The sequence below is a fragment of the Streptomyces sp. NPDC048751 genome (assembly GCF_043198595.1).
Lineage (GTDB): Bacteria > Actinomycetota > Actinomycetes > Streptomycetales > Streptomycetaceae > Streptomyces.
This window is the reverse complement of sequence record NZ_JBICUX010000005.1, coordinates 122,637-136,233: the sequence shown is the minus strand read 5'-3', so window position 1 is coordinate 136,233 and position 13,597 is coordinate 122,637. Positions and strand designations below refer to the sequence as shown.

Genomic DNA, 13,597 nt, shown 5'->3' with positions numbered 1-13,597 from the left:
CCCCGAAAACCCGGATTTTCCCGGCTTTCCGGCAGGCCTCATGATCACGGAGAGTAGATGGCCAGAAAATCGCCCTTGTGATCGATCACACACGAGGACGTCGGGACGGGGTCCCGAAAATTCCGCGCAAAGCGAACACCCTCGCGTGTGTCGCGACATGATCTCAGATGGGCAGGGTGACTCGCATCATGAGCCCTCCCCCCTCGCGCGGTGTCGCCGCGATGTGCCCGCCGTGCGCCCGGGCCACGGACCGGACGATGGACAGGCCGAGGCCGACGCCCTTGTCGCTGCCCGTGCGCTCCGTACGCAGCCGCCGGAACGGCTCGAAGAGGTTGTCGATCTCGTACGCCGGCACGACCGGCCCGGTGTTCGAGACCACCAGAACCGCCTGACCGTGCTGGATCTCGGTGAAGACCTCGACCCAGCCGTCCTCGGGCACGTTGTACCGCACCGCGTTCTGCACCAGGTTCAGGGCGATGCGCTCCAGCAGCACGCCATTGCCCTGGACGACCGCGGGCTCACGCTTGCCGCGGATCTCCACGCCCTTGGCCTCCGCCTCGCCGTGCACCTGGTCGATGGCCTGGGAAGCCACCTCCGCCAGATCAACCGGCTTGCGCTCGACGATCTGGTTGTCGCTGCGGGCGAGCAGCAGCAGCCCCTCCACGAGCTGCTCACTGCGCTCGTTGGTCGCCAGCAGCGTCTTGCCGAGCTGCTGCAGCTCCACGGGCGCGTTCGGGTCCGACAGATGCACCTCCAGCAGCGTGCGGTTGATCGCCAGCGGTGTTCTCAGCTCGTGCGAGGCGTTCCCGACGAAGCGCTGCTGAGCCGTGAAGGCCCGCTGCAGCCGCTCCAGCATGTCGTCGAAGGTGTCCGCCAGCTCCTTCAGCTCGTCGTCCGGGCCGTCCAGCTCGATGCGACGGGACAGGTCCGAGCCCGCCACCGCCCGCGCGGTGCGGGTGATCCGGCCCAGCGGGGACAGCACCCGCCCGGCCATGGCGTAGCCGAAGGCGAAGGCGATGATCGCGAGGCCCAGCAGGGCCAGCAGGGAGCGGCTGAGCAGGTCGTCCAGAGCGTGCCGACGCTGCTCGTTCACGCACTCGTTCATGGCGCGGTTGAGCTCGTTGGCGGTCGGTGACGACGGGAAGTTGCAGACGTCACTCGCCACTTGACCCGAGAGGATCTTGAAGGGCAGCTCACTGCCCACGTTGAGCGCGTTCGCGGCCAGCAGGTAGATGATCGACAGCAGCAGGATGCCGGCGATCAGGAACATGCCGCCGTAGAGCAGTGTGAGCCGTATCCGGATGGTGGGGCGCAGCCACGGGAACGGGGGCTGCGGCCTCCTGGGGTCCCAGGTGGGCTTCGGGGGCGCCTTGGGAGGCGCGGGTGTCGCTGCCACGGGGGATCAGATCCGGTAGCCGGAGCCGGGGACGGTGACGATCACCGGAGGCTCGCCCAGCTTCCGGCGCAGCGTCATCACGGTGACGCGCACGACGTTGGTGAACGGGTCGGTGTTCTCGTCCCAGGCCTTCTCGAGCAACTGTTCCGCGGAGACGACCGCGCCCTCGCTGCGCATCAGCACCTCCAGGACGGCGAACTCCTTGGGAGCGAGCTGGACCTCCTTGCCGTCGCGGAAGACCTCGCGGCGGTTCGGGTCGAGCTTGATCCCGGCGCGCTCCAGGACCGGCGGCAGCGGCACGCTCGTACGGCGGCCCAGGGCACGCACGCGTGCCGTCAGCTCGCTGAACGCGAAGGGCTTGGGAAGGTAGTCGTCGGCGCCGATCTCCAGACCCTCGACACGGTCGCTGACGTCGCCGGACGCCGTGAGCATCAGCACGCGCGTGGGCATGCCCAGCTCGACGATCTTGCGGCAGACGTCGTCGCCGTGCACGAGCGGGAGGTCGCGGTCGAGGACGACCACGTCGTAGTCGTTGACGCCGATGCGCTCCAGGGCGGCCGCACCGTCGTACACGACGTCGACGGCCATGGCCTCCCGGCGCAGTCCGGTGGCCACCGCATCGGCGAGCAGCTGCTCGTCCTCGACGACGAGTACGCGCACGTCGCTTGTCCTTCCTGTGTCCACCCGCGTAGCGCTCGACGAGCGCACGAGGGCAGGAGTGTTGACGGGTGTGTGGCTCCATCCTGCCCTTTTCGGCCATAAGTCGGCTGTAAGACGGTGAGCGCCGTCTGAAGGACAGGTATGAGGCAGGGGAATGCGGGATTTTCTCGTTGCGTTGAGGTTTCCGCGGAAGGAAGCGGGGGGAGGACGGCTTTACACCCCGCGATCACGCTCTGCATGTGCCGTACCACCATGCGGCACTCCGCGACCCGCTTGCAGCAGAGTGGGCGTGGGTGTCCGGCACCGTCGCCGCCCGGCCTGGGCAGCGCTGGGCACCTACTGGAGACGTGATCGCCCCTTCCCAACGGCACACCCCCGTGCCATCGACCCACGACCCAGGACGAGGGGGCGCAGCATGGACGCATTCACCGCAGGACTTCTGCAGCGCATAAGGGCGACCGAGTCCGACCTGACGCGGGCTCTCGACGAGGGCGACGACTTCCTCGTCGAAGTGGAGCAGGGCGAGCTCGACGACCTGCGCCGCCTCGCCGCCGACCACGGTGTGGAAGTCGGCGCGTTCAGCGTCTGATCGGCGCAGCACAACGGGGCCCCGGCGAATCCAGCGCCGGGGCCCCGCTGTTTGCCCGGTCGCCTGCGGGGCGCTCTGCCCCGCTGTGCTCGCCCCGGGTCGGCGGTGGCCTGGGAAGTCCCCCGTGCCGGCGCGCGCCCCCGTCGGCCAGTGGGCCCCGCGTCACACCCCTCAGTCGTGCCAGGCCCCGAAGTCCTCCAGGAGGCGCTGGAGGGGCTCGAAGACGCCGGGGGTGCCCGCGACTGCAAGGTCGCGTGACGGGCGCTCTCCGGGGCGTCCACCGGTCAGGGCGCCCGCTTCCCGGGCGATGAGGTCACCCGCGGCGAGGTCCCACGGATGCAGGCCCCGTTCGTAGTAGCCGTCCAGGCGGCCCGCGGCGACGTCGCACAGGTCGACCGCGGCCGAGCCGCCTCGGCGGATGTCACGCAGGAGGGGGATCAGCTTGTGGGCGACCTCCGCCTGGTGGGCGCGGACCTCGGTGACGTAGTTGAAGCCCGTGGAGACCAGTGCCTGCTCCAGGGGCGCGGCCGGGCGGCAGGCCAGCCTGCGCTCGCCCTCCCAGGCGCCGGTGGCCCAGGCTCCGCCGCCGCGCACGGCGTGGTACGTCTCGCCGCGCATCGGGATGACGACCACGCCGACGACGGTCTCGCCGTGCTCCTCGGCCGCGATGGAGACGGACCAGGTGGGGAGCCCGTAGAGGTAGTTCACGGTGCCGTCGAGGGGGTCGATCACCCAGCGGATGCCGGTGGTGCCCTCGGTGGCGGCGCCCTCCTCACCCAGGAAGCCGTCGTCGGGACGGTGGTCGGCGATGAGACCGGTGATCAGCCGCTCAGCGGCGATGTCCATCTCGGTGACCACGTCGATGGGGCTCGACTTGGTCGCGGCGACCGCGAGGTCGGCCGGGCGGCCGTCGCGCAGCAGTTCGCCGGCCCGGCGGGCGGCCTCGTGCGCGAGCTTGAGCAGGTCCGAGTGCGGGGAGTCGGTCACGGGGCTCCTCAGGCGTAGGGGCTGTCGGCACCCGCGGCGGCGGGGCGGGGGGCGCGGGCCGGGCAGCAGCCCACCGGGCAGAGGTCGTGGCTCGCGCCCAGGGCGCCCAGGGCGCAGGGCGTGGCCTGGCGGCCGCTCTCGACCGCGGCGCGCTCCAGGACCAGCTCGCGGATCGCGGCGGCGAAGCGGGGGTCGGCACCCACCGTGGCCGAGCGGCGCACCGGCAGCCCCAGTTCCGCTGCCTTGGCGGTGGCCTCCGTGTCCAGGTCGTAGAGGACCTCCATGTGGTCGGAGACGAAGCCGATGGGGGCCATGACGAGGGCGGGGACTCCGGCGGCGTGGCGCTCCTCGAGGTGGTCGCAGATGTCGGGCTCCAGCCAGGGGATGTGGGGGGCGCCGGAGCGGGACTGGTAGACGAGTTGCCAGGGGTGGTCGACGCCGGTGCGCTCGCGGACGGCGTCGGCGACGAGCTGTGCCACGTCCAGGTGCTGCCTGACGTACGCGCCGCCGTCGCCGTGGTCCTCGAGCGGGCCTGAGGTGTCGGCGGAAGCCGTGGGGATGGAGTGGGTCGTGAAGGCGATGTGGGCGCCGTCCCGGATCTCCTCGGGGAGGTCGGCGAGGGACTCGATCACGCCGTCGATCATGGGCTCGAGGAAGCCCGGGTGGTTGAAGTAGTGGCGCAGCTTGTCGACCTTCGGCAGGTCGAGGCCCTCGGCATCGAGGGCGGCCAGTGCGTCGGCGAGGTTCTCGCGGTACTGGCGGCAGCCTGAGTACGAGGCGTAGGCGCTGGTGGCGAGGACGAGGACGCGGCGGCGGCCGTCGGCGACCATCTCGCGCAGGGTGTCGGTCAGGTACGGGGCCCAGTTGCGGTTGCCCCAGTAGATCGGCAGATTCAGGCCGTGGCCGGCGAAGTCCTTGCGCAGGACGTCCAGCAGGGCACGGTTCTGGTCATTGATGGGACTGATCCCGCCGAACAGGAAGTAGTGCTGACCGACTTCCTTGAGGCGTTCCTTGGGGATGCCGCGCCCTCGCGTCACGTTCTCCAGGAAGGGGACCACGTCGTCCGGGCCTTCCGGGCCGCCGAAGGAGAGCAGGAGCAGGGCGTCGTAGGGGGTGGCATCGAGCGCGTCTGGCATGAGTCGATCCTGCCACCCGGCACCGACAGCCGGGAAACGGCGGGGTGACCAGTCGGGTACCGGCCCGTTTGCTCGGTAGCCGTACCGGCCTGGCGCCCATGAGTTAGGGTTGCCTAACTCTCGTAAGCCGTATCCGTCGCGTACGGACCTTACGAGCCACCTTCGTTCACGCCCCGCCGAGCCTGTCGCGCGCGTGACCGGACCCATCGGAGAGCCACGTGCCCAGCCCCTACATCGCCCTGTTCGCCGCGCCCGGCTCCAAGGGATTCTCCGCTGCGGGGCTCATCGGCCGGATGCCGCTGTCGATGATGGGCATCGGCGTGGTCACGATGATCTCCCAGCTGACCGGACGCTACGGGCTCGCGGGCGCGCTGTCGGCGACCATCGCGCTGGCCGCCGCGGTGCTCGGGCCGCAGATCTCACGGCTGGTGGACCAGTACGGGCAGCGCAGGGTGCTGCGTCCCGCGACCCTGGTCGCGCTCACCTCGGCGGCCGTGCTGCTGCTCGCCGCGCACCACCGCTGGCCGGACTGGGTGCTGTTCGTCTGCGCCGCCGGCGTCGGCTCCGTGCCGAGCCTCGGGGCGATGATCCGCGCGCGCTGGGCCGCGCTGTACCGGGGCACCCCCCAGTTGCACACCGCGTACTCCTTCGAGTCCGTGGTGGACGAGGTGTGCTTCATCTTCGGGCCGATCATCTCCATCGGTCTGTCGACGGCCTGGTTCCCCGAGGCGGGGCCGCTGCTGGCGGCGTGCTTCCTCGCCGTCGGTGTCTTCTGGCTGACCGCGCAGCGTGCCACCGAGCCCGCGCCGCATCCGCGCGAGCACCGTGGGGGCGGCTCGGCGCTGCGTTCGGTCGGGCTGCAGGTCCTGGTGGCCGCGTTCGTGGCGACCGGGGCGATCTTCGGGGCCGTCGACGTGGTCACCGTCGCCTTCGCCGACGAGCAGGGCCACAAGGGCGCCGCGAGCGTGGTCCTCGCGCTCTACGCGGCGGGATCGTGCGTCGCGGGCATCGTCTTCGGGCTGATGCACTTCAAGGGGGCGCCCGAACGTCGCTGGCTGCTGGGCGTCTTCATGATGGCCGTGAGTATGATCCCCCTCCTACTGGTCGGAAACTTGCCGTTTCTGGCCGTGGCGCTCTTCGTTGCGGGACTGTCCATCGCACCCACGATGATCACGACCATGTCCCTCATCGAGGAGCACGTACCACGCGCACAACTGACCGAGGGCATGACCTGGGTGAGCACCGGGCTCGCGGTCGGGGTCGCGCTCGGGTCCTCCATGGCCGGCTGGGTGATCGACGCGGCCGGTGCGCGGGCCGGGTACGGGGTTCCGGCGGTGTCCGGAGCCGTCGCGGTCGCGGTCGGTTTCCTGGGGTACCGCCGGCTCAGCAGGCCGGCTCCGCGTCGGGGAGGCACCGTTGAGCAGCACAGCGAGCGGCAGGAACGGCACGTGGCGTAACTGGGGAGGCAATGTCTCCGCGCGCCCCGCGCGGGAGGCCACGCCCGCCTCGGTCGAGGAGCTGGCCGCGGCGGTACGCAGGGCCGCCGAGGACGGTCTCAAGGTCAAGGCGGTCGGAACCGGGCACTCCTTCACGTCGATCGCCGCCACCGACGGCCTGTTGATCCGCCCTCAACTGTTGACGGGCATACGCGACATCGACCGGGAGGCGATGACCGTCACGGTCGAGGCCGGTACCCCGCTCAAGAGGCTCAATGTGGCGCTCGCGCGGGAGGGCCTGTCGCTCACGAACATGGGCGACATCATGGAGCAGACGGTCTCCGGCGCTACCAGCACCGGCACGCACGGCACGGGCCGCGAGTCCGGCTCCATCGCCGCGCAGATCAAGGGGCTGGAACTGGTCACGGCCGACGGGTCGGTGCTCTCCTGCTCCGAGAAGGAGAACCCCGAGGTCTTCGCGGCCGCCCGGATCGGCCTGGGCGCCCTCGGTATCGTCACCGCGCTCACGTTCGCCGTGGAGCCGATCTTCCTGCTCACGGCCCGCGAGGAGCCGATGCCGTTCGACAAGGTCCTCGCCGACTTCGACGAACTCTGGGCGGAGAACGAGCACTTCGAGTTCTACTGGTTCCCGCACACCGGCAGCACCAACACCAAGCGCAACAACCGCAGCGCGGGCCCGGAGAAGCCGGTGCCGCAGTTCCAGGGCTGGTTCGAGGACGAGTTCCTCTCCAACGGCGTCTTCCAGGTGGCCCAGTGGGTCGGCCGGGCAGTGCCCGGCACCATCCCGACGATCGCCCAGATCTCCAGCAAGGCCCTGTCCGCGCGTACCTACACCGACATTCCCTACAAGGTGTTCACCTCTCCGCGCCGGGTGCGGTTCGTGGAGATGGAGTACGCCGTCCCGCGCGAGGCCGTGACCGAGGCGTTGCGCGAGTTGAAGGACATGGTCGACCGCTCCCCCCTGCGGGTCAGCTTCCCGGTCGAGGTGCGCACCGCCCCCGCCGACGACATCACCTTGTCCACGGCCTCGGGCCGCGACAGCGCCTACATCGCCGTCCACATGGTCAAGGGCACGCCTTACCAGGGGTACTTCACGGCGGCGGAGCGCATCTTCACCGCGCACGAGGGCCGGCCGCACTGGGGCAAGGTGCACACGCGGGACGCGGAGTACTTCGCGGGGGTGTATCCGCGCTTCGGCGAGTTCACGGCACTGCGGGACCGGCTCGACCCCGACCGGCGGTTCCAGAACGACTACTTGCGCAGGGTTTTGGGGGCGTAGAAGAGCCAGGAGGGGCGCGCATGGTTCGAGGGGGCGCGGGAAGCAGAGGGGGCGTGAGGAAGCACCCCGGGGCGCAACATTCGCTCCCTTTCCGCCGATTGCGTGAAGTACGCCACTTTCAAGATCCCGAAAATCGCGTGACAGACGGCCAGGTCCCATGTCTCGTGCGAAGTTGAGCGGCGCGCCAATCCACGCACGTGGCCCAAATGGAGTACTGTTGCGAGCCCTGGGCCCGGTCTCCCACCAGGGTGTCCCGGGCCTTGCTGGATCGCCGGGAGGGGGGCCCGTTGCACAGGGTGACGGAGTTGGTCACTTAGCGTTGCGGATAGGTAACCGTGCCATAACGGCGATCGAGGGCCCGCGCCCGACACGCCGGGCAACTCGGCAAGGTTGTGGCAGGCTGCACCCGGGCAGGCCACACTCGACTAGCGGAAGCAGCGACGCACGTGACGTCGGCAGGCACCACCCGGGAGGTCCCCATGCCCGAACTGCGTGTCGTGGCCGTCTCGAATGACGGCACACGGCTGGTGCTGAAGGCTGCGGACAGCACGGAGTACACGCTTCCGATCGACGAGCGTCTGCGCGCCGCCGTCCGCGGCGACCGTCCCCGCCTCGGCCAGATCGAGATCGAGGTGGAGAGCCATCTCCGCCCCCGAGACATCCAGGCGCGGATACGTGCTGGTGCGACGGCGGAAGAAGTCGCCCAGATGGCCGGCATCCCCGTCGATCGTGTACGCCGCTTCGAGGGCCCCGTGCTGGCCGAGCGGGCGTTCATGGCCGAGCGGGCCCGCAAGACACCCGTCCGCCGCCCCGGCGAGAACGCCGGACCCCAACTCGGCGAGGCCGTCCAGGAGCGACTGTTGCTGCGCGGCGCCGACAAGGACACCGTGCAGTGGGACTCCTGGCGCCGCGACGACGGCACCTGGGAGGTCCTGCTGGTCTACCTGGTCGCGGGCGAACCGCACTCGGCCAGCTGGACGTACGACCCGCCACGCAGACTCGTCCAGGCCGTCGACGACGAGGCACGCTCGCTGATCGGCGAGTCCGACGACCTCGCCGCACCCGAGCCCAGCTTTCCGTTCGTACCGCGTATCGCCCGGCTGCCGCGCGACCGCACGCTCGAGCGCGCTCCCGACCGGCCCAGTCTGCCGGCGCAGGCGTCCGAGCCGGCCGAGGAGAGCACGGGTGAACGGGACTCGCTGACCAGCCTGCTGGAAGCCGTACCCAGCTTCAGGGGCGACCTGGTCGTCCCGGAGCGCCCGGTGGAGACCTCGGAGGAACCGCCCGACGAGCCGGCCGCCGCCGAGGAGGAGCCCCCGGCTCCGGCCGCCTCCGCCGGTTCCGCCTACGCGGACGTGCTCATGCCCCGCTCGGTCGGCAGCCACCGCGACCGGCTGGTCGGCTCCACCGACCGCCAGGCCGAGGCTGACGGCGTCCGCCCCGGTCGCCGGGCCGCGGTCCCGAGCTGGGACGAGATCGTGTTCGGCACCCGGCGCAAGAAGCAGGAGTAGCCGACCGTACGAGGTGACGGGCCCGCGTCGAAGCAGCGCGGGCCCGGTCCGTGTGCGTTCCCGCGCTACTGGGGATCGGGTCCCACGGCGACCGGTCGGGAGGGGTCCGAGGACCATTCCGACCAGGAGCCGACGTAGAGCGCCGCCGGCACCCCGGCCACGGCCAGCGCCAGCACTTCGTGCGCCCCTGAGACGCCCGAACCGCAGTAGACACCCACCTCGGTGCCGTCACCGGCCCCCAGCGCCTTGAAGCGCGCCCTCAGCTCCTCGGCGGGCAGGAACCGGCCGTCCGCCCCCACGTTCTCGGTGGTGGGCGCCGAGACGGCCCCCGGAATGTGGCCGCCGATCCGGTCGATCGGCTCCACCTCACCGCGGTACCGCTCCCCCGCGCGCGCGTCGAGGAGCACTCCGGCGCGGGCCAGCGCCGCCGCGTCATCGGCGTCGAGCAGGTCCGCGGGCGCGGGCACCGGCTCGAAGTCGCCCTCGGCGGGCGTGGGCACCTCCACCGACAACTGTTCCTGCCAGGACGGCAACCCGCCGTCGAGGACCCGCACGTCCGGGTGACCCGTCCAGCGCAGCATCCACCACGCGCGGGCCGCCGCCCAGCCCTGCCCGCCGTCGTACACGACGACCGGCGTCGCGGCCGACACACCGGCCCGGCGCATGGCCGCGCCGAACTGCGCCACGTCGGGCAGGGGATGGCGGCCCCGCTCGCCGGGCGGCCCGGCCAGTTCGCGGTCCAGGTCCACGTAGACGGCTCCGGGGATGTGCCCGGCCTCGTACTCGGCCCGGCCGTCGAAGGGCGGCTCCCCGGCCGCCTTGGCCACACTGAGCTGCCAGCGGACGTCGAGCAGCACCGGTGGGTTCTCCCCCGCCAGGGCGCCCTCGAGTTCGGATGCGGAGATGATGGCGTTCATGGCCCCATCCTCGCGCACGGGGTGGCCGCATCGTCCGGGTCCGGTTACTCTGCTCCGCCGGACAGGCCCGATCACGGGGCGTACCGTGTCGGGCACGTGCGGTACAGCCGATCGACACCCGTCGGCAAGCGCGGAAACGGACCGGGAACCGCGCACAGGGCACTCCACGGTCAGGGGTCGGCGTACCGGCGGCGCGCCCGAGCGCACGGCACCACCGGTGGTGCAAGCATCGGCACGGGTTCGGAGAGCGGAAGCGAGAACGCGGCCACCGCGAGGGGCCGAGAAGAGAGTGACGATGACCGAGGCACGGGGGTCGGCCGGCCTGAACGGCGAAGCGCACGCTCGGTACATGCCCGGCACGCCCTGCTGGGTGAGTCTGATGGTGCACGGGCTGGCCGCGACCCAGGAGTTCTACCGTGAGCTGTTCGGCTGGGAGTTCGAGCCCGGCCCCCAACAACTCGGGCCCTACGCAAGAGCCCTGCTCGAAGGCCGGGAGGTGGCCGGCATCGGGCAGCTTCCCCCCGACCGGCATCTGCCCATCGCCTGGACGCCCTACCTCGCCTCCGACGACGTGGACCTGACGGCGGAAACGGTACGGCTGTGCGGCGGCACCGTCGGGGTCGGACCGCTGGACGCCGCCGAGGCGGGGCGCCTCGCGATCGGCTCCGACCCCTCGGGCGCCGTCTTCGGCATCTGGCAGGCGGGAGCACACGGTGGCACCCGCGTCACCGGCGTGCCCGGGACGCCCGCCTGGAACGAACTGCTGACCTTCGAGACCGTGAGTGTCACCAAGTTCTACAAGACGGTGTTCGGCTACGAGGAGGAGCCGGTGGTCTCCGCCGACTTCGACTACGTCACCCTGCATGTCGACGGCCGCCCGGTCGCCGGTGTCCACGGCGTGGGCCACGCCCTGCCCCGGGACCGGGGGCCGCACTGGCTGACGTACTTCGAAGTGGCCGACACCGACGAGGCACTGGACCGGCTCGTCGACCTGGGCGGGTATGTCCTCCAGGGTGCCCACGACAGCGCCCACGGTCGCGTGGCCACCGTGGCCGACCCGGAGGGCGCCCGCTTCTCCCTGATCCAGGGGCCCCACTGACGCCGTGGGCGACGTCGCCGGCGGGGGCGCTCCTCTAGGAGACCGAGGACACCGGCAGCACGTCCGGCGACAGGGCCGCCGCGCGGGCCGAGGCGGCCGTCATACGGCGCCTGTGATGCCGACGGCACAGCACCTCGTAACCGATGGCGTCCGCCTGGTTGACGTCACCGACGACGACCTGAGCGCCCTCGACGACCATGACGCCCCCGACCGTGCGGGCGTTGTGGGTGGCGCGGGCGCCGCACCAGCACAGGGCCTCGACCTGGAGCACTTCGACCCGGTCGGCGAGTTCCACGAGCCGCTGGGAGCCGGGGAACAGCTTGGAGCGGAAGTCGGTCGTGATGCCGAAGGCGTACACGTCGATGCTGAGATCGTCGACCACGCGCGCGAGCTGGTCGATCTGCTCCGGCACCAGGAACTGCGCCTCGTCCGCGATCACATAGTCGGCGCGGCCGCCGTGGGAGAGGTGGTCGACGATGTAGGCGTAGAGGTCCTGTCCGTCCTCGACCTCGACCGCGTCGGTGACCAGGCCGAGGCGCGAGGAAAGTTTGCCCTCGCCCGCGCGGTCGTCGCGGGTGAGGATCACGCCCTGCAGGCCCCGTGCTGAGCGGTTGTGCTCGATCTGGAGAGCCAGCGTCGACTTCCCGCAGTCCATGGTTCCGGAGAAGAAGACCAGCTCGGGCATGGCGAGTTGAGCACCTTTCGGGCGAAGGGGGCGTGAGGCGGCGTGTATGTCAGGAGCGTACTTCGAGCAGGGGAACCAGTTGCTCGGCAGGGGTCATGGAACCGTGGTTGCCGACCATCGCCGACTCCTTGGGCTCCCGCTCGGAGGCGATGAGCAGGACGTCGTCGTGGGCGGCCGCGACCACGTCGCCGATACGGGCGTACACGCGTTCGTCGAAACGGTCGGGCGGGCCGAACCAGCCCGCCGCGATCGCCTCGTCGCGTGAGGCCACCCAGAACTGCTCACCGAGCACCTCGCGCCAGCAGGTCACGACGTCGTTCTCGGCGCCCGGGACCGCGTAGACGTGGCGGGCGCGGCCCTCGCCGCCCAGCAGGGCGACTCCGGCGCGCAGCTCCCAGTCCTCGTCGAAGTCGATGCGGTGCTGCTCGTCGAAGGGCACGTCGACCATGCCGTGGTCGGCGGTGACGTAGAGCGCGGTGCGCGGCGGCAGCTGCTCGGCCAGGCGCTGGACGAGCCGGTCGACGTACATGAGCTGGCCGCGCCAGGTGTCCGACTCCATGCCGTAGCGGTGGGCGGCGCCGTCGAGTTCGGCGTAGTAGGTGTAGACGAGGGAGCGGTCACCGGCGGCCAGTTGTTCGGCCGCGAGGTCCATGCGCTGCTCACCGGCCAGCCGTCCCAGGAACGTTCCGCCACTGAGCGCGACCTTGGTGAGCGGGGTGTTCTCGAAGGTGGGGGACGACACCTGGGCGGCGTGGATGCCCGCCTCGTGGGCCAGTTGGAAGACGGTGGGGTACGGCTGCCAGACGCGCGGCGACGTCCAGGGCTGCCAGCGCAGCTGGTTCATCAGCTCGCCGGTGGCCGGGTCGCGGACCGTGTATCCGGGCAGGCCGTGCGCGCCCGGGGGAAGGCCGGTGCCGACGGAGGCGAGGGAGGTCGCGGTGGTGGCCGGGTAGCCGGCGGTGAGCGGGCGGCCGGTGCCGCCACGGGAGCTCGCGAGGAGCGAGGTCATGAAGGGGGCCTCGTCCGGGTGCGCCTTCAGCTGCTCCCAGCCCAGTCCGTCGATCAGGAACACGCAGTTCCGGTCGGCGGGGGTGAGCTCCTGGATGGCGGCCTTCATCGCCGGTACGCCCATGCCCGCGGCCAGCGTGGGCAGCAGGTCGGCGAGCGAGCCGCTGCCGTACTCGGGGAGCGGCGCGGAGCCGAGGGCGAGAGGTTCCGGGTGGTCCCAGGGGGCGGACTGGACCATCAGCGGGTTTGGTCCGCGGTCGCCTCGGAGAGCGACTGTGCGAAGGCGAGGGCCTGGCGCACCGTCTCGGGGCCGTCCCCGGCCTCGCTGACCCGGAGGCTGAGGTCGTCCGCGGTCGAGTTGCCCGTGTAGCCGTGGTCGGCGTCGCAGTTGGGGTCGCCGCAGGCGGCGGGTTCCAGGTCGATGCGCGAGACGGCGCCCCAGCCGATGGTCAGCACGACCTCGCGGGGCAGCGTGCCCGGCGTGTACGACTCCGGGTTGGCGACCACACGGCTGACGACGACCGAGGAGATCCGGCCGAGCTTCACGGACTCCGTGGACGTGGTGGCGTACGGCGTCGGGGAGGTGCTGTCGGCGGCCTGCTCGTCGGTGTGGCTGACGATGAAGCGGTTGCCGGTGAGGACCAGCACGGTCACGTGCCGCCGCACCTCGTTCTGGTCGAACGTCGTCTCCTGGTGGACCAGGTACGACCGGATGGGCTCGCCGCCCACGGCGGTCTCCACCGCCTCGGCCACGAGGGCCGGGTAGTAGCCGCTGCGCTCGATCGCCGCTCGCAGCCCCTGGGTCGTCGTACTGGTCTTGGCCATGTCCTCCATCCTACGGGGGTGCACTGACTGCGAGGGACCGCTCGTCGC

13 protein-coding genes are annotated in these 13,597 nt (G+C 71.1%); 5 read left to right on the top strand and 8 right to left on the bottom strand.

Annotated elements, in window-relative coordinates; all coding sequences use genetic code 11:
- Positions 1-163: 163 nt before the first annotated feature.
- Together ACGFNV_RS17930 and ACGFNV_RS17925 are read right to left on the bottom strand one after the other, a co-directional pair.
- Positions 164-1,396: a sensor histidine kinase gene (locus ACGFNV_RS17930; protein WP_393623523.1), complete on the bottom strand. Its 1,233-nt coding sequence runs from the start codon at positions 1,394-1,396 to the stop codon at positions 164-166.
- Between the two features lie 6 nt (positions 1,397-1,402).
- On the bottom strand, positions 1,403-2,056 hold the full coding sequence (locus tag ACGFNV_RS17925) for a response regulator transcription factor (protein ID WP_007385219.1): 654 nt from the start codon (positions 2,054-2,056) through the stop codon (positions 1,403-1,405).
- Positions 2,057-2,471: 415 nt separating this feature from the next.
- On the opposite strand from ACGFNV_RS17925, the gene ACGFNV_RS17920 reads away from it, so the two are divergent.
- Positions 2,472-2,645 carry a hypothetical protein gene (locus ACGFNV_RS17920; protein WP_393623521.1) on the top strand — a complete coding sequence of 58 codons (174 nt, stop codon included), beginning with the start codon at positions 2,472-2,474 and terminating at the stop codon, positions 2,643-2,645.
- A 171-nt stretch (positions 2,646-2,816) separates the two neighbouring features.
- Here ACGFNV_RS17920 and ACGFNV_RS17915 read toward each other — a convergent pair whose 3' ends face one another.
- The gene (locus tag ACGFNV_RS17915; RefSeq protein ID WP_393623519.1) at positions 2,817-3,632 is read right to left on the bottom strand and encodes an inositol monophosphatase family protein; all 816 of its coding nucleotides are present in this window, start codon (positions 3,630-3,632) and stop codon (positions 2,817-2,819) included.
- A gap of 8 nt (positions 3,633-3,640) precedes the next feature.
- A complete protein-coding gene (locus ACGFNV_RS17910) occupies positions 3,641-4,768 on the bottom strand; it encodes a ferrochelatase (RefSeq protein WP_393623518.1) in 1,128 nt (375 codons plus the stop codon).
- A 218-nt stretch (positions 4,769-4,986) separates the two neighbouring features.
- Here ACGFNV_RS17910 and ACGFNV_RS17905 point away from each other — a divergent pair, with 218 nt between their 5' ends.
- The 3 genes from ACGFNV_RS17905 to sepH all read left to right on the top strand — a co-directional run bounded on the left by ACGFNV_RS17905 (position 4,987) and on the right by sepH (position 9,015).
- Complete coding sequence (locus ACGFNV_RS17905) at positions 4,987-6,225, top strand: MFS transporter (protein WP_393623517.1); 1,239 nt, start codon at positions 4,987-4,989, stop codon at positions 6,223-6,225.
- Positions 6,185-7,504 (top strand): D-arabinono-1,4-lactone oxidase, encoded by a 1,320-nt coding sequence (locus ACGFNV_RS17900; protein WP_393623516.1) that lies wholly within the window; start codon positions 6,185-6,187, stop codon positions 7,502-7,504. The genes ACGFNV_RS17905 and ACGFNV_RS17900 overlap by 41 nt, the downstream gene beginning before the upstream one ends.
- A gap of 479 nt (positions 7,505-7,983) precedes the next feature.
- Positions 7,984-9,015, top strand: a complete 1,032-nt coding sequence (gene sepH, locus ACGFNV_RS17895) for a septation protein SepH (protein ID WP_393623514.1) — start codon at positions 7,984-7,986, stop codon at positions 9,013-9,015.
- A gap of 65 nt (positions 9,016-9,080) precedes the next feature.
- Here sepH and ACGFNV_RS17890 read toward each other — a convergent pair whose 3' ends face one another.
- Positions 9,081-9,932, bottom strand: a complete 852-nt coding sequence (locus ACGFNV_RS17890) for a sulfurtransferase (RefSeq protein WP_393623512.1) — start codon at positions 9,930-9,932, stop codon at positions 9,081-9,083.
- 295 nt (positions 9,933-10,227) lie between these two features.
- Here ACGFNV_RS17890 and ACGFNV_RS17885 point away from each other — a divergent pair, with 295 nt between their 5' ends.
- The gene (locus ACGFNV_RS17885; protein ID WP_393623511.1) at positions 10,228-11,031 is read left to right on the top strand and encodes a VOC family protein; all 804 of its coding nucleotides are present in this window, start codon (positions 10,228-10,230) and stop codon (positions 11,029-11,031) included.
- Positions 11,032-11,065: 34 nt separating this feature from the next.
- Here ACGFNV_RS17885 and ACGFNV_RS17880 read toward each other — a convergent pair whose 3' ends face one another.
- From ACGFNV_RS17880 to ACGFNV_RS17870, 3 genes are read right to left on the bottom strand one after another with little or no spacing between them, the layout of a single operon-like run.
- On the bottom strand, positions 11,066-11,716 hold the full coding sequence (locus ACGFNV_RS17880) for a thymidine kinase (protein ID WP_393623509.1): 651 nt from the start codon (positions 11,714-11,716) through the stop codon (positions 11,066-11,068).
- A 49-nt stretch (positions 11,717-11,765) separates the two neighbouring features.
- Entirely contained in the window at positions 11,766-12,962 is a 1,197-nt protein-coding gene (locus ACGFNV_RS17875) for an alkaline phosphatase family protein (protein ID WP_393623508.1), read from the bottom strand.
- Positions 12,962-13,558 (bottom strand): DUF5998 family protein, encoded by a 597-nt coding sequence (locus ACGFNV_RS17870; protein ID WP_393623507.1) that lies wholly within the window; start codon positions 13,556-13,558, stop codon positions 12,962-12,964. Before ACGFNV_RS17870 ends, ACGFNV_RS17875 begins: the two co-directional genes overlap by 1 nt.
- Positions 13,559-13,597 lie beyond the last annotated feature (39 nt).

What these genes read in the sequence shown, in the direction of transcription:
- ACGFNV_RS17920 (WP_393623521.1), top strand. Translation starts at nt 2,472, where the DNA reads ATGGACGCATTCACCGCAGGACTTCTGCAGCGCATAAGGGCGACCGAG.
- ACGFNV_RS17910 (WP_393623518.1), bottom strand. Translation starts at nt 4,768, where the DNA reads ATGCCAGACGCGCTCGATGCCACCCCCTACGACGCCCTGCTCCTGCTC.
- sepH (WP_393623514.1), top strand. Translation starts at nt 7,984, where the DNA reads ATGCCCGAACTGCGTGTCGTGGCCGTCTCGAATGACGGCACACGGCTG.
- ACGFNV_RS17890 (WP_393623512.1), bottom strand. Translation starts at nt 9,932, where the DNA reads ATGAACGCCATCATCTCCGCATCCGAACTCGAGGGCGCCCTGGCGGGG.
- ACGFNV_RS17885 (WP_393623511.1), top strand. Translation starts at nt 10,228, where the DNA reads ATGACCGAGGCACGGGGGTCGGCCGGCCTGAACGGCGAAGCGCACGCT.
- ACGFNV_RS17880 (WP_393623509.1), bottom strand. Translation starts at nt 11,716, where the DNA reads ATGCCCGAGCTGGTCTTCTTCTCCGGAACCATGGACTGCGGGAAGTCG.
- ACGFNV_RS17875 (WP_393623508.1), bottom strand. Translation starts at nt 12,962, where the DNA reads ATGGTCCAGTCCGCCCCCTGGGACCACCCGGAACCTCTCGCCCTCGGC.
- ACGFNV_RS17870 (WP_393623507.1), bottom strand. Translation starts at nt 13,558, where the DNA reads ATGGAGGACATGGCCAAGACCAGTACGACGACCCAGGGGCTGCGAGCG.